The 15,047-nt window shown below is 71.6% G+C and carries 11 protein-coding genes and 1 pseudogene; 5 read left to right on the top strand and 7 right to left on the bottom strand.

Annotated features, from left to right (window positions below; translation table 11 throughout):
* Positions 1-80: 80 nt before the first annotated feature.
* Positions 81-647, bottom strand: coding sequence for a TetR family transcriptional regulator (locus tag ACMATS_RS33915; RefSeq protein ID WP_414170097.1), 567 nt, complete (start codon positions 645-647; stop codon positions 81-83).
* Positions 648-772: 125 nt separating this feature from the next.
* Between ACMATS_RS33915 and ACMATS_RS33910 the strand changes: the two genes are divergently transcribed.
* Positions 773-1,711 (top strand): SDR family oxidoreductase, encoded by a 939-nt coding sequence (locus ACMATS_RS33910; RefSeq protein WP_414170096.1) that lies wholly within the window; start codon positions 773-775, stop codon positions 1,709-1,711.
* Positions 1,712-1,908: 197 nt separating this feature from the next.
* Here ACMATS_RS33910 and ACMATS_RS33905 read toward each other — a convergent pair whose 3' ends face one another.
* The 4 genes and pseudogenes from ACMATS_RS33905 to ACMATS_RS33890 all read right to left on the bottom strand — a co-directional run bounded on the left by ACMATS_RS33905 (position 1,909) and on the right by ACMATS_RS33890 (position 10,099).
* The gene (locus tag ACMATS_RS33905; protein WP_414170095.1) at positions 1,909-8,907 is read right to left on the bottom strand and encodes an SDR family NAD(P)-dependent oxidoreductase; all 6,999 of its coding nucleotides are present in this window, start codon (positions 8,905-8,907) and stop codon (positions 1,909-1,911) included.
* Between the two features lie 469 nt (positions 8,908-9,376).
* Complete coding sequence (locus ACMATS_RS33900) at positions 9,377-9,514, bottom strand: hypothetical protein (RefSeq protein ID WP_414170877.1); 138 nt, start codon at positions 9,512-9,514, stop codon at positions 9,377-9,379.
* A gap of 37 nt (positions 9,515-9,551) precedes the next feature.
* Positions 9,552-9,779: pseudogene (locus tag ACMATS_RS33895) on the bottom strand (cupin domain-containing protein); the annotation flags it as partial.
* Between the two features lie 38 nt (positions 9,780-9,817).
* Positions 9,818-10,099, bottom strand: a complete 282-nt coding sequence (locus tag ACMATS_RS33890) for a carboxymuconolactone decarboxylase family protein (protein WP_414170094.1) — start codon at positions 10,097-10,099, stop codon at positions 9,818-9,820.
* Positions 10,100-10,541: 442 nt separating this feature from the next.
* Here ACMATS_RS33890 and gndA point away from each other — a divergent pair, with 442 nt between their 5' ends.
* The gene (gene gndA, locus ACMATS_RS33885) at positions 10,542-12,002 is read left to right on the top strand and encodes an NADP-dependent phosphogluconate dehydrogenase (RefSeq protein WP_414170093.1); all 1,461 of its coding nucleotides are present in this window, start codon (positions 10,542-10,544) and stop codon (positions 12,000-12,002) included.
* A gap of 73 nt (positions 12,003-12,075) precedes the next feature.
* Here the strand turns inward: gndA and ACMATS_RS33880 are convergent, their stop codons facing one another.
* Together ACMATS_RS33880 and ACMATS_RS33875 are read right to left on the bottom strand one after the other, a co-directional pair.
* Positions 12,076-12,246, bottom strand: coding sequence for a hydrophobic protein (locus ACMATS_RS33880; RefSeq protein ID WP_336410866.1), 171 nt, complete (start codon positions 12,244-12,246; stop codon positions 12,076-12,078).
* Between the two features lie 62 nt (positions 12,247-12,308).
* Complete coding sequence (locus tag ACMATS_RS33875; protein WP_390775562.1) at positions 12,309-13,016, bottom strand: hypothetical protein; 708 nt, start codon at positions 13,014-13,016, stop codon at positions 12,309-12,311.
* A 206-nt stretch (positions 13,017-13,222) separates the two neighbouring features.
* Here ACMATS_RS33875 and ACMATS_RS33870 point away from each other — a divergent pair, with 206 nt between their 5' ends.
* From ACMATS_RS33870 to ACMATS_RS33860, 3 genes are all read left to right on the top strand, one after another.
* Positions 13,223-13,735, top strand: coding sequence for a DUF6328 family protein (locus ACMATS_RS33870; protein WP_390776149.1), 513 nt, complete (start codon positions 13,223-13,225; stop codon positions 13,733-13,735).
* Between the two features lie 75 nt (positions 13,736-13,810).
* Complete coding sequence (locus tag ACMATS_RS33865) at positions 13,811-14,365, top strand: type 1 glutamine amidotransferase domain-containing protein (protein ID WP_390775563.1); 555 nt, start codon at positions 13,811-13,813, stop codon at positions 14,363-14,365.
* Between the two features lie 106 nt (positions 14,366-14,471).
* A complete protein-coding gene (locus tag ACMATS_RS33860) occupies positions 14,472-15,047 on the top strand; it encodes a TerD family protein (protein WP_414170092.1) in 576 nt (191 codons plus the stop codon).

Raw genomic sequence — 15,047 nt, 5'->3', positions numbered from 1 at the left:
ATGATCGCGGGAATGTCCTGCGAGGTGTCGACGCCGAACAGTTCCACCTGCAGGCAGCGTGGTGGCTCGGGAATGACGGGTCAGGTGCCCGCCGTCATGGCTTTGAGCTCGTCGAGCGCCTCCCGGACGAAGGCCGACAGGCTCCGGCGGCCGGTCGAGGTGGTCCAGCGTTCGAATGCGACCTTGAAGACGGCGATGCCTGCCTCGGCGGCCAGGCTCGCGGCAGGTTCCTTGACACCGCGCCGGCGCAGTGCGTCGGCCATGGTTGCGGACAGGGACGCGAGCTTGACGAGCTCGCGCTCCCGCAGCTCCGCGTTGGCGGTGATGACGGCCTGGCGCTGTCGTGCGAACGCGTGGCGCCCTCGGAAGCCGGCAGCGACAGTCTCCAGGGTCGCACCCACTGCGTCCATCGGCGCTGTGGAAGCGGGAACATCGGCCAGGGTGTCCGCGAAGAGCTCCTGCAGCGCGCCCGCCCCTCCGAACAGGACCTCGCGCTTGTCGGCATAGTGCCGGAAGAACGTCCGCTCCGTCAGGCCCGCCCGTTTGGCGATCTCGTCCGCAGTGGTCCGCTCGAACCCTCGCTCGGTGTAGAGCTCCATGGCGGCCCGTTCGAGCCGGCCGCGTGCGTTTGGCTGCCATCGACCCATGTCCGGATCCTACCCAATGACAGTCACTGACATTGGGTGCTACCGTTGATGTCAGTGACTGACATCTCCCCTGCCGTTGCCGCGGACCTGCCGCACCGGCGGGTGCCTCACCAGGAGGTCTTCTCATGCGTGTATTCGTCACTGGCGCTTCCGGCTGGATCGGCTCCGCCGTCGTCCCCGAGCTCATCGGCGCGGGGCATCAGGTCGTCGGGCTTGCACGCTCGGACGCCGCTGCCGCGGCCCTCACTGCTGCCGGGGCCGAGGTGCACCGCGGCACTCTCGACGACCTCGACGGACTGCGGAACGTGGCCGCCGCGTCGGACGGAGTGATCCATCTCGCGTTCAAGCACGACCTCGCCTTCTCCGGCGACTTCGGGGGCGCCGTCCAGGCGGACAGGCGCGCCGTCGAGGCGTTCGGTGACGTGCTCGCCGGGTCCGACCGGCCCTTCGTCCTCGCCTCCGGCCTGGCCGGGCTCGTGCGGGGACGCGTGAGCACCGAGCAGGACGGACACGACACCGGCCCGAACGACACCACACGACCCGGAGCGGGACCGGAGGGCCGGCACGCCACCGCGGAGCTGGCGCTCTCGCTCGCCTCCCGCGGCATCCGCAGCTCGGTCCTGCGTCTGGCGCCGACCGTGCACGGCGCGGGCGACCACGGCTTCATGGCCACACTGGTCGGCATCGCCCGGAAGAAGGGCGTCTCCGGCAGCGTCGGCGAGGGGAACGCCCGCTGGCCCGCGGTGCATCGGCTCGATGCCGCCCACCTGTTCCGGCTCGCGCTGGAGAAGGCCCCCGCGGGCTCGACACTGCACGCGGCCGACGACGAGGGTGTATCGCTCCGCATCGTCGCCGAGGTGATCGGACGCCACCTCGGCCTGCCCGTGGTCTCCGTCGCCCCTGAGCAGGCAGGTGAACACTTCGGCTGGCTGGGCGACTTCCTCACGCTGGACTGCCCGGCATCGAGCACGCTCACCCGCGAACTGCTGGGGTGGCAGCCGACGCACCCGGGGCTCCTCGACGACCTGGAAGAGGGGCACTACTTCCAGGCTGCCACTGTGTGACCGGGACGTGCCTCCGAGCCCGTCGCAGCCCGCCGGCGTGTCAGCGCTGCACAGGCGCGACTCCTCCGCACGTGCACTGTGCGGTGCGGGCACTTCGCGATGGCGTCAATATCCGCGGAATGCAGGACGTTTGACAGTGCCATGACGGGCGCGCATGTCGTGGTGGGCGTCGTCTGAAGCCGGACCACGGCGACCCCTCAGCTCTCGGCGAGGAAGTCGGCGATCCGGGGCCAGAGCGCGTCCCACTCCTCGCCGTCGTGCCTGCTGTCGTGCGCGAGGCCGGGTACGGTGACCAGCCTCGCGGACCGGCCCAGGCGTTCTGCGTCGGCGGCCACGTCGCGGGCGTGCTCGACGGGGATGAGTGGGTCGGCCTCGCCGTGCACGATGAGCAGGGGGGCGGTGACGTCGCCGAGCGTGGTCAGCGGCCGGCGTTCCGGATCGGCGAAGTAGGAGGCCAGTTGGTCCGGTGCGAGGCCGAGTCGGGAGGGTACGAAGGAGCCGGGCTGTTCTCGCTCGGCTGTCACGAGCAGCGCCGGGTCGTACAGGCCCATGAGCAGAACCGCCCGGTGCCAGCGGTCCGGCGCGCGCCCGAGCGCGGTGAGGGCGGTGTACGCGCCGCGGCTGGTGCCCAGCAGGCTCACCCGGGCCCCGTCGATCTCGGGGAGGTCCGCGAGGTGGTCGGCGGCGGCGAGGACGTCGTCGATGTCCCGGCCGCCCATCTCGGCCCGGGCGTCGAAGTCCGGGCCGTGCCCGGGGGCGCCGCGGTGGTCGACGGTGAGGACCGCGAAGCCGGCGGCCCGAAGCGGCGGGTGCTCGCTGACCTGTACGGGGTTGCCGTCCGCGTCCAAGACCCCGCCCGGGCCCGCGGTGCACACCACGACGGCCGGATGCGGCCCCGGCCCCGGCGGCAGGCTGAGATGTCCGTAGACGGTCAGACCGTCCGCCGACGCGAACGCGTGGGCAGCGAGGCCCTGGTGGGCGTCGGCCGGCGTCCGGTCGAGTTCGTCCGAGAGCAGTCTGGCCAGTCCGGCCATGGTGAGGTTGCGCTGCAGTTTGACCGCGGGCACCGAGACGCCGAGTTCCTTGTGCAGCAGGACGCGCAGCCCGACGGCGGTCAGCGAGTCGATGTCGACCGGCTGGTCGTCGCCGAGCTGGTGGTCGGTCAGGCCGGTGGCCTGTTGCAGGATGGGCGCGAGCAGGGCCGGCAGCAGCGTGGCGCGTTCCTCCGGGCCGAGGTTGGCCAGGTGAGGCGCGCCCGGACCGTCGCCGTCGGCCGTCGTGCCGGCCGGTACGACCGGGCGGACCCGTGGCAGCGGGGCGAGTTGCGGGTTGGCGCGGGCCCAGCGCGGCCAGTCGATGTCGGCCACCGATGCCTCGACCGGGCGAGTCCGCAGCAGCGTTTCCAGTTCGGTCAGGAACCGCTCGGGTGACAGGCCGCCGTGCCCGTTGCGGCGGAGGAAGGAGCCGACCTCGCCGTTGCCGCTGACCGCGACGCCCACGTCGTCGATCATGCCCCAGCCGATGCTGGTGGCGGGCAGGCCCCGGCCCCTCCGGTGGCGGGCGAGGGCGTTGAGGAACTCGTTGGCGGTCGCGTAGGCGCCCAGGGCGACGGAGCCCAGCTGTGCTCCCACCGACGAGAAGAGCAGGAAGAAGTCGAGAGGGTCCGGCCGGGTCTCCAGGTGCAGGTTCCAGGCGCCGTCCGCCTTCGGCCGGGTGGCGCCCACCAGGCGCGCCGCGTCGGTGTCCGCGAGCACGGTGTCGTCGAAGTCGGCCGCGGCGTGGACGATGCCCCGGATCGGCGGCATCGTGGCGCGGACCCGGGCGAGCAGGGCGGCCATCTGGTCCCGGTCGGCCACATCGGTCTTCTCGGCCCGGACGTCGATGCCCCGGCGGGTCAGTTCGGCCACCGCCCGCTCGGCCTCGGCCGTAGCGGCACCACTGCGGCCGACCAGTACCAGATGTCGGGCTCCCCGGTCGGCTAGCCGGCGGGCGACCGTACGCCCCAGACCGCCCAGGCCTCCGGTGAGCACATAAGTCGCGTCGGCTCGGACCGGTGATCCGTCGAGTGAGGATGCGGGAACGGTGACCGGTTCACCGGCCATGCGGACCACGATCTTGCCGAGGTGGTCCGGCCCGCCCATGGCCAGCATCGCCTTGTCGACCTGGTCGGCGGGCATCTCGGTGACCGGCAGCGGGGCGATGGCGCCCTCCTCGAAGAGAGCGGCCACCTCCCGCATGGCCGTGCGGACGTCATCCGGCCGCAGCGCCATCAGCTGGTCGTAGTCGAACGCGTGGTGCGTCATGGCTCGTTGTGCGGGGCCGGGGTCGACGGTGGGTTTGCCGAGTTCGACGAAGCGCCCGAACGTGCGGAGCACCCGGAGGTTGTGGTGGATCATCTCCCCGGGCAGCGAGTTGAGGATGACGTCGACGCCCTCGCCTCCGGTCCAGCGCAGCACGTCGTCGGCGAACGTCGTGGACCGGGAATCGGCAACGTGGGCCACGCCCTGGTCGCGCAGGAACTCCCGCCGGGTCCGGCTGCCGGCGGTGGCGAACACCTCGGCGCCGAGCCACCTTGCGATGCGGACCGCGGCCAGCCCGACTCCCCCGGCGGCCGAGTGGACCAGGACCCGGTCGCCCGGGCGTACTCGGGCCAGCCGTACCAGCGAGAGGTACGCGGTGACCACCGGGAGCAGTGAGGCGGACTCCGCCTGGGACAGCCCGGCGGGTTTGCGCACCACTCGGACCGCGTCGAGCGTCACGTGCGAGGCGAACAGCGCCCTGCTGTGCGCGAACACCTCGTCGCCGGGCCGCAGTTCGGTCACGTCCTCACCGACCCGGACGACGGTGCCCGAGCACTCCAGGCCGAGTGTCTCCCGTGAATGGCTGCCCTCCATCGCCTGGGGCGCGAGCAGACCGGTCACCTTCAGCACGTCCTTGAAGTTGACGCCGACGCAGGCGACTTCGATCTCGACCTCGGCCGGGCCTGGCTCCCGCCGGGCGGTCGCGGCGAACCGGAGGTTGTCGGCGGTGGTGCGCAGCACGCCGAGGCGGACCGGCGTGAGGTCGGTACGGGTGGTCACCTGGTGCAGCGGGGACAGGTCCCCGGCCGGTTCCAGCCGCCGGACGTACCGTGTGCCGCCGCGCAGCGCCACCTCGTCGAGCCCGTCGTGGAAGAGTTCCGCCGGCAGTGCGTCCTCGGCGGCTGCATCGATGTCGATGAGGCGGCAGCGCAGATCCGGCCGTTCGGCGTTGACGACCCGGCCGAACCCCCACAGCGCGGCGGCGAACGGGTCGGTGGTCGCGTCCTCGGGAGAGACGCTCTGCGTGCCGACGGTGACGATGAACAGCGGCACGTCACCGGCCTGCATCGCCTGCACCAGCCGCAGCGGCTCGGCGACGGGCGAGCACACAGGCGCGTCGTCCGTCCGCCGGTCCGCGACATGGACGACGCCGCGGCAGCCCTTGACCCGTTCGTACCAGGCCTCGTCGTCCGGGTCGGTGCGTACGACGGTGCCGCCTACCGCGGTGATGCGTCGTTCCAGCCCGGCCGTGGCGGCCGAGGAACCCATGAGGATCCAAGTGCCCTCGGCATCACCGGCGTTGTCGAGCGGTTCGGGGCGCCAGGTGTGTTCGTAGTAGAGGCGCTGCCCGGGTGCGGTGGTCACGGCGCTGTCGTCGGCCAGCCGTTGGGCGCGCAGGCCGGTCACCTCCGCGACCACCTCGCCGTCGTCGGTGACGAGGGTGAGGTCGCACTCGAATCGTCCCGGGACCGTGCTGTGCCGGTCGCGTCCGTGGACCCACAGCCGTCGGCCCGGTGCGCGGTAGTAGCGCAGTTCGGCGATGCGGGCCGGTACGTAGGTACCGGCCGCTGCGGTACCGCCGAGTGCGAGGGCCCCGGCGAACACGGCCTGGAGAGCGGCGTCCAGGAACACCGGGTGCAGGCGGTGGCCCGCCCGGTCCACGGTGCCGAGGCCGATCTCCGCGAAGACCTCCCCGGTCCGCTGCCGGAGCCACAGCCGGTCGACGGCGCGGAACGCCGGTCCGTAGTGCAGGTCTCCGGCGCCGAGCCGGGCGTACACCTCGTCGCGGTCGAGCACCGGCAGCGAACGGGCGTGCTCGGCAAGGGTGTCGGTGCGCGGCGGCGGCAACGACGGTCCGGCGAGGTACGACCGGCGCAGCTCGGTGTGCAGCGTCCAGTCGGGGTCGTCCGCGTGGGCGCGGCTGTGCAGGCTCACGCGCCGGCGCGCCGGGTCGTAGCCGACGCGCAGGGTGGTCACCGAGGACGGCGGGAGCACGAGCGGCCGGTGGAAGACGATGTCCTCCAGGAAGCAGGGCTCGTCGTCGGGGAACATCGCGAGCGCGGCCTCGACGTACCCGGCGCCCGGGAAGATCACGTCGCCGCCGATCCGGTGGTCGGCGAGGTAGGGGAACTCGGCCGTGCCCAGCTCGATGTCCTGGGCGGGCGTGGCCGAGGCGACGGTCCGGCCGCCGAGGGACAGGCCGCCGTGGTGCAGGCGTGCCTGCCGGGAGGCCGGCGACTCGGTCCAGTGGCGGTCGCGCTGCCACGGGTACAGCGGCAGGTCGAGGTGGTCCGGCGGGCCGGGGTGCACCGCTTCCCAGTTCGGCGTGGCACCGGCCGTGTAGAGGGAGCCGAGCGTTTCCAGCAGGTGCCGGCGCTGCGGCCGGTCCCGGCGCAGTGAGGCCAGATGGATCGCATCGGTGCCGCGGTCGGTCAGGGCCTCGTCCACGGCCGCGGCCAGTACCGGGTGCGGTCCGACTTCGAGCACCGCACCGGGCGCCCGGCCGAGCAGGCGGCGGAACGCGTCGGCGAAGCGCACCGGCTGCCGGACGTTGGCCCACCAGTACGCGCTGTCGAGTTCGGGGCCTTCGACCCGGTCGCCGGTCACCGTCGAGTAGAGCGGCACCCGGGCCCGGTCCGGCCGGATACCAGCCAGGGCCGCCAGCAGCGGTGCGCGGATGCCGTCCATCTGCGGGCTGTGATAGGCCACTTCGACCCGCAGCGGCGTGACGGGCGCGCCCGCGGCTCTCAGGCGTTCGGCCACGCCGTCGACGGCCTTGTGATCACCGGCCAGCGTGGTCGCCGTCGTGCTGTTGACCGCAGCCACCGCCACGCCGTCCGCCAGGTAGGGGGAGAGTTCGCCGGCGGGCAGCCCGACCGCGATCATGCTGCCGCGGCCGGCGAGCGTCGCCTGCAGACGCGCCCGGTGGAAGCTCACCGTCAGCGCGTCCTCCAGCGTGTACACCCCGGCCGCGTGCGCCGCGGCCACCTCGCCCACGCTGTGGCCGACGACCGCGGCGGGCTCGATTCCCCAGGCGCGCCACAACGCCGTCAGCCCGGTCTGCACGACGAAGTTGGCGACCTGCGCGTAGAGGGTCCTGGTCAACCGGGAGTCGGTCTCGGCGCGGAGCAGTTCGTCGCCGATCGAGAGGCCGAACCTGTCGAGCACCGCGTCACAGGCCGCGACGACCTCGGCGAAGCGCGGCTCCTCCAGCAGCAGTTCCCGGCCCATCCCCCACCACTGGGGGCCCATTCCCGTGTAGACGAACGCGACCGCCGGTCGTTCTGTCCGCTGCGCGGCGACTTCGAGCTGCCGCAGCTGCCCGGCCGCTTCCCCGGGGTCGACAGCGACCACGAAGGTCCGCAGGGAATGGTGGTCGCGGCGGCGTGCGGCGGCGCCGGCGACGCGTCGCAACGCTGGCGCGTCCGGCTGTTCGAGGAGGGTCGCATAGGCGTCGGCGAGGGCGCGCAAGGCTCCCTGGCTGCGCGCCGACAACGGTAGCAGCAGCGGCTCTCCGTCATCCTTCTCGTCGGGTCCGGCGGGCCTGACGGCCGGGGCCTCCTCAAGGAGGGCGTGTGCGTTCGTACCGCCCACGCCGAACGAGTTGACCCCTGCCCGCCGTGGCCCGTCGTACGCCGGAAACGGGATGGTCTCCGTCGGTACGCGCAACGGCAAACGGTCGAACGGTATGGCGGGGTTGGGCTTTTCGAAGTGCACGTTGGGCGGGATGAGGCCGTGTTCCAGGCACAGACTTGCCTTGATCACCCCCGCCACCCCGGCCGCCGCCTCGGTGTGACCGAAGTTCGACTTCACCGAACCCATCCAGTGCATGCGCTCCGAGCCGGCGAGCGCGGCGCCGATCGCCGCCGCCTCGACCGGGTCTCCCACGGCGGTGCCCGTACCGTGGGCCTCGTAGTAGCCCACCGACCCCGGATCGACACCGGCCGCCCGGAACACCCTCCGGATCAGCGACCGTTGGGCCTCCACGCTGGGCACCGGTACGCCGGGGGTACGGCCGTCATGGTTCACCGCCGTGCCGCGCACCACTGCGTGGATACGGTCGCCGTCGCGCCGGGCCGCGGAGAGCGGCTTGAGCACGATCATTCCCGCGCCTTCGCTGCGCACATATCCGTTCGCGCGGTGGTCGAAGGACCTGCAGCGGGCGTCCGGGGACAGGAACTGGCCCTTCGCCATCGCCATCGTGGTGACCGGAAGGAACATCATGTTCACGCCGCCGGCCACCGCCAGTTCGCACTCGCCACGGTCCAGCGCGGAACATGCCTGGTGGACCGCGACCAGCGACGAGGAACACGCGGTGTCGAGCGTGAAGCACGGCCCGTGCCAGTCGAAGGTGTACGACAGCCGCGCCGCGAGCATGGTCATGCTCACCCCGGTCGGCGTGGCCACGCCGAGCAGGTGCCGGTTCTGGTCGGCCATCGCCAGACCCGCGGCGTCGAAGGTGAACCCGCCGACGTACGTGCCCACGCTGCGGCCGGCGGTCGAACCCGGCGGAATGCCAGCGTCCTCGAAGGCCTCCCAGGTCACCTCCAGCAGCACCCGCTGCTGCGGGTCCAGCGCGGCGGCCTCACGCGGCGGCATCCCGAAGAAACCCGCGTCGAACTCCTCCAGAGCCGAACGGAGAAACCCCCCTTGCCGGATGACCATCCGGCCCGGAGTGGCGGAATCGGCGTCGAAGAAGCCACCGGCGTCCCACCGGTCGGCCGGGATGTCGGTGATGGCGTCCACTCCGGAGACGACCAACTCCCAGAAGCTCCGCGCATCCGTGATCCCGCCGGGGAAGCGGCAGCCGATGCCGACGATCGCGATCGGCTCGGCCCGACCGGAGCTCTTTCCCCGGCCATCAGCATGGCCAATAGGGCGAGTTGAGGAAGCCACCGACAACCCCTCCTGACGGCTCTGACCGCGACGGCGCGCCAGCCTACCCGCTGTGCCCACGGCAGTTGAGACGCAAGTGGCGAAGGTTCCCAGACTGAAGGAAACGGTTCAAACAGATGACGATCAGTACCCACCAGCCAGTACCCGCCAGCGTCCTTCACCTGCGCCCGGCCAGTCCGAGCATCGGGACAACTCCCCTCTGGGTGCCGGAGGTTGTCACGGGCGGCCCGCCCCGGCGAACCAGGCGCTGACCGGACGACTGCAGACGCTAGGGCCTGTGCCGACCCATCGGACAGGCCCTAGCACCGCACCGGGCGGACCGTCGGATGGTGTCGGCCCGGCACTGGCCGGGCCCACACCATCGCGAGTGCAACCGGCGCCCGAACTCACAACTACGGCCATGGCCGCCTGCATGTCACGGATCTCAGCGCGCACGGTGCGTACGGGTCCGGGCTGGGGGTTGGGGTGCTCAGTTGCAGGTGCTGGTGCGCGGGCCGCCGTACTCGGCGTCCGTGACGTGCTCCAGCCAGGCGATCTCGTCGGTTTCCCACAGCGCGATATGCGTCATGAAGCGGTCCGGGGGCCGCGCCGTGCCAGTGCTCCTCATCAGCCGGGGTCCAGATCGTGTCGCCCGGGTGGGCTTCGAGGATCTCGCCGCCACGCGACTGGATCAGGGCGATGCCCTCGACGATGTGGAGGGCTTGGCCCAGACCGTGGGAGTGCCAGGCGGCACGGGCGCCGGGCGCGAAACGCACCGCGTTCGCGCGGGCCCGCGACGGCTCCTCGCCGCGGTAGATCACATCCGCCCACGCATCGCCGGTGAACCACTGCTCGGGCAGCTTCGTCGTCGGCTGCTTCTTCAACAATTCCATGGGGTGGTGCTCCTTGTGCCGGGTGCCGGGCCGCGTGGTCAGGCGGCGGACGGCTCGTCGGCGATCTCCTTGAGCCGGGTGATCGCGGTCATCGCGTTCGGCCAGCCCGCGTAGAAGGCGAGGTGGGTGATCGCCTCGGACAGCTCCTCGACGCTCAGCCCGTTGGTGGTTCCTGCCGCGTTGGTGGCCGAGGTCTTGTTGCCCACCGGGTCGTACCCGTACGACGCGGTGGCCGTCGTCTTGCCGGTGCTGTCCGAAGTGGCCACTGCGGTCAGACGACCGGCCAGGTCATAGGTGCTGGTGGTGGCGGTGCTGTCCATCAGCAACCGCCACACGCCTCATCGCCGCCCCCTCAACCGGCTCAACGGCATCCGCTAAGCGCTGCACCGAACACCTGACTCGCTGTCAGCCACCGGAACCCGCCACGGACCGCCCACAAGCGCCAAGATCACACAACCGCCACCGCCTCTTTCGGCGGTCCGTTTGATGCAAGCACCCCCAACATGTTGGTTGCACGCCCGACCCCGCGCGCTGTTGGGGTCACATAATCGAGCCACAAGCGCGGAGGCCCATCGCGAGCGAAGGAGCTGACAGACCCAAGGCAACCCCCAGCCCGCACCCGGACATCTCCGGGCACCCGTGCGACGATGATCACACCACCCTCCAGTGCCCGGAGAAAGGTGTTCAAGCTTTCAATAGTTGCTGTCACATGTAAATCGTCATCCCTAGCCACCACACCAGAGCGACAGGAGCACGACCCACATGCCCGGCACCCCCGCCACCACCCCCACCGCCCAGATCGGCGTCACCGGCCTCGCCGTCATGGGCAGCAATCTCGCCCGCAACTTCGCCCGCCACGGCCACACCGTCGCCGTCCACAACCGCACAACCGCCAGAACCACAGCCCTCATTGACGAACACGGCCACGAGGGGAACTTCGTCCCCGCCGAGACCGCCGAGGAATTCGTCGCCGCACTCCAGAAGCCCCGCCGCCTCATCATCATGGTCAAGGCCGGCGACCCCACCGACGCCGTCATCGACGAATTCACGCCTCTCCTCGACGAAGGCGACATGATCGTCGACGGCGGCAACGCCCACTTCCGCGACACCCTCCGCCGCGAAAAGGCCCTCCGCGCCAAGGGCATCCACTTCGTCGGCACCGGTATCTCCGGCGGCGAGGAAGGTGCCCTCAACGGGCCGTCCATCATGCCCGGCGGATCGGCGGAGTCCTACAAGGCCCTCGGCCCCCTCCTCGAATCCATCGCCGCCAAGGCCCCCGACGGCACCCCCTGCTGCACCCACATCGGCCCCGACGCCGCCGGACACTTCGTCAAGATGGTCCACAACGGCATCGAGTACGCCGACATGCAGCTCATCGCCGAGGCCTACGACCTGCTGCGCACGGTCGCCGGCTACGAGCCGGCCCGGATCGCCGAGATCTTCCGGGCCTGGAACACCGGGCGACTGGACTCCTACCTGATCGAGATCACCGCCGAGGTGCTCGCCCACACCGACGCGGCCACCGGGAAGCCGTTCGTGGACGTGGTGGCCGACGAGGCCGAGCAGAAGGGCACCGGGCGGTGGACCGTGCAGACCGCGCTGGACCTCGGGGTTCCGGTTTCCGGGATCGCCGAGGCCGTCTTCGCGCGGTCCGTCTCCGGGCACACCGATCTGCGGCGTGCCGCGCGCACCCTGCCCGGGCCGGGCGGCGAGCCGCTGCCCGCGGATGCGGCGGAGGCGTTCGCGGCGCAGGTCGAGGAGGCGCTCTACGCCTCGAAGGTGGTGTCCTACGCGCAGGGCTGGAACATGATCAGCTCCGCGAGCACCGAGTACGGCTGGGACATCGACCTCGGGTCGACGGCCGCCATCTGGCGCGGCGGCTGCATCATCCGGGCCGCTTTCCTCGACCGTATCCGCACCGCGTTCGCCGCCGACCCCGCGCTGCCCACGCTGCTGGCGGACAAGGAGTTCGCGGACGAGGTCGGCCGGGCGCAGGACGCCTGGCGTGCGGTCGTCGCCACCGCGGTGCGCCGCGGCGTGCCCACGCCGGGCTTCTCGGCCGCCCTCGCCTACTACGACGCGCTGCGGGCGGAGCGGCTGCCGGCCGCCCTGACGCAGGGGCAGCGGGACTTCTTCGGGGCGCACACCTACCGGCGCACCGACCGCGAGGGCTCGTTCCACACCGTGTGGGCCGGCGACCGTCACGAGGAAACGGCCGGCTGAGACTGCCGGGACACCCGGCCGGAAATGCGACCCGGAATACGGGCGCCGTCCGGCCGGGCGCCGTCGCCGGAATTCACCAGCGATACCAGCGGCCCCTTTTCCCGCCGGAACCCACACTGCGGAAAAGGAATCCCAGCAACCACACGACCAGCACGGCCATGGCGAGCCACCACAGCACGTGCAGCACGAATCCCGCGCCGCCCAGAATCAGGGCCAGCAGCAGGACGATGACAAGTACAGCCATATCCGCCCCCTTTCCGTTCTGCAGGGATATTCCCTGCACGGGGCCGGATAACCGGTCTCCGGTCAGGCGGGGTGCGGGCTGTCGCCGTCCAGCAGCAGTTGGGGCACCTGGGTGAAGGACCAGTCCCCGCCGCCCTTGCGAGTGAAGACCCAGACCAGGTCGAACCGGTCGTCGGGCCAGGCCTTCGGCGGCTCGGGCCGTATCGTGCCCAGGCCCTTGACGATGGCGGAGATCCGGTGGTGCTCCCAGGCCACCAGGGTGGCGCCGTGCAGCCCGACGAGTTCCTCGGCCAGGGCGGCCTCGTCGTCCGTGCGGTGGTCGACATTGGGCTTGACCTTGAGCTTCGCTGCCAGCGGGGTGACCGTCTCGCTGGGCCGCAGGCCTCCCCCGCCGTGGTGCGGCGAGGCGGCGTAGACGGCGGTCGGCCGCACCAGGCCCTGGCGCAGCGGCGTGCCGCCGTCCGGGGCGAAGAGGCCGGTCAGTGCTCCGGCGCGCTGCCAGCCGCGGACGGTGAGGGCGTGGTCGCTCTGCTCGCCGTCCTCGGTGATGCCGAAGGGCGGCTTCTTGCCGTTCTCCTTGGGCTTCTCCGCATGCCGGATGATCATGACGGTGTCGTCGCCGGAGGCCGGGGGCCGGCCCGTCTCCCCCGCCGCCGCGCTGTGCTTCTTGCCGCCGCAGGCCGCCGTCATGGCCCCCGTCGCCGCCACGGCTCCGCCGGCGCCGATCATGCGCAGCAGGGTGCGGCGCCGTGGCGCCCGGGGTGTCTCCATCTCCGGCTCCTTCGTGTCATGGCACGTCAACTCCCGTTCGTCGTCCATGGTCGCGGATGGCTCCGGCGCCCCGTCAGGTCAGGTTCCCCTTTCCATGCTCGCCGCCCCGCCGCCGCACCGCCTCCGCCCCGCTCCGCGGCGGCGAACGCCGGCCGCGCGGGGCCGCTGCAGTCGCGGCCGTCCGGAAACTGCCGCACAGTGACGGCATGGCAGCGGACGGCGGGCCTCCAGGACCGCGCGAAGAGCATCGCGTCGGGCGCCGCGAATCGCCCGAGGAGCGCGCGGACCGGCGCTGGGGCGAGCTGCTCCAGGAGGTGCGGGTCGCGCAGACCGGGGTGCAGATCCTCTTCGGCTTCCTGCTGACGGTCGTCTTCACCCCGCGCTTCGCCTCGCTGGATGCCACCGACCGCACCGTCTACGTGGTCACGGTGGTGCTGGGCGCGGCCACCACGGGGGCGCTGATCGGCCCGGTCTCGTTCCACCGGATCGTCAGCGGGCGGCGCATCAAGCCGCAGACCGTCGCCTGGGCCGCCCGGCTCACCCTGGCCGGCATCGTCCTGCTGCTGGCCACGGTCATCTCGGCCCTGCTGCTGATCCTGCGCATCGCCCTGCACAACGGCGCCGTCCCCTGGCTGGTGGGCGGGCTCGTCGCGTGGCTGGTGCTGTGCTGGTTCGGGCTGCCCGGCTGGGCGCTGTACCGCTACGGGCGGCGCAGATGAGGCCGTGGACGGCCGTACGGGTGAAGGACGGCGAGGAGCAGCGAATGACGGCGAAGGACGCGAAGGACGGCACCCATGCAGATCGCATTTCTCGCGGCACCGGTCGGTGTCGAGCAGATCGAACTCACCGAGCCCTGGCAGGCCGCTCTCGACCACGGCGACAAACCCCGGCTGGTCTCCACCCGCGGCGGCCGGATCCAGGCCTTCCATCACCTGGACCGGGCCGACACCTTTCCCGTGGACGTGACGTTGGACGAGGCCCGCGTCGACGATTTCGACGGGCTGGTCCTGCCCGGCGGCGTCGCGAATCCCGATGCGCTGCGCATGGACCGGCGGGCCGTGGAGTTCGTGAAGGGATTCTTCGACGCGGGGAAACCGGTCGCCGCGATCTGCCACGCCCCGTGGACGCTGATCGAGGCCGACGCGGTGCGCGGCCGCACCCTCACCTCGTGGCCCAGTCTGCGGACCGACGTGCGCAACGCGGGCGGAACGTGGGTGGACGAGCAGGTCGCGCTCTGCACGAACGGCCCCAATGCGCTGGTCACCAGTCGCAGGCCGGCCGATCTGAAGGCCTTCTGCGCGGCGTTCACCGATGCGTTCGGCAAGGCGGCGCAGGCCGCCGGGGACTGACTGCCCGGTCAACACTTCATGTATTGCGCAAGCGGGGAACCCTGAGGCCCGCCCGTGCGTCCTGCCTGACGACAGCACACCCACTGCATCACGCACGGAGGACCCCATGGCCGTGACCCTGTCCAAGGGCGGCAACGTCTCGCTGAGCAAGGAGGCCCCGGGCCTGACCGCGGTGACGGTCGGTCTGGGCTGGGACGTCCGCACCACCACGGGAGCGGACTACGACCTCGACGCCTCCGCCCTGCTCTGCGACGTGTCCGGCAGGGTCCTCTCCGACCAGCACTTCGTCTTCTTCAACAACCTCGGCAGCCCCGAGGGTTCGGTCCGGCACTCCGGCGACAACCTCACGGGCGGCGGCGACGGTGACGACGAGCAGATCCAGGTGGACCTGGCCGGCGTCCCCGCGCAGGCGGCGCGGATCGTCTTCCCGGTGTCCATCTACGACGCCGAGCAGCGCGGGCAGAGCTTCGGTCAGGTGCGCAACGCGTTCATCCGCGTGGTCAACCAGGCCGACGGGCGGGAGATCGCCCGTTACGACCTGACGGAGGACGCCTCCACCGAGACCGCGATGGTCTTCGGCGAGGTGTACCGGCACGGGGCCGAGTGGAAGTTCCGGGCGATCGGGCAGGGTTACGCCTCGGGGCTGGCCGGCATCGCCCAGGACTTCGGCGTCAACGTCTGA

The organism is Streptoverticillium reticulum, from assembly GCF_047456005.1.
In the GTDB taxonomy this organism is placed as follows: Bacteria; Actinomycetota; Actinomycetes; order Streptomycetales; family Streptomycetaceae; genus Streptomyces; species Streptomyces reticulum.
The sequence above is the reverse complement of the archived record's forward strand: the minus strand, read 5'-3'. Positions and strand labels throughout refer to the sequence as shown.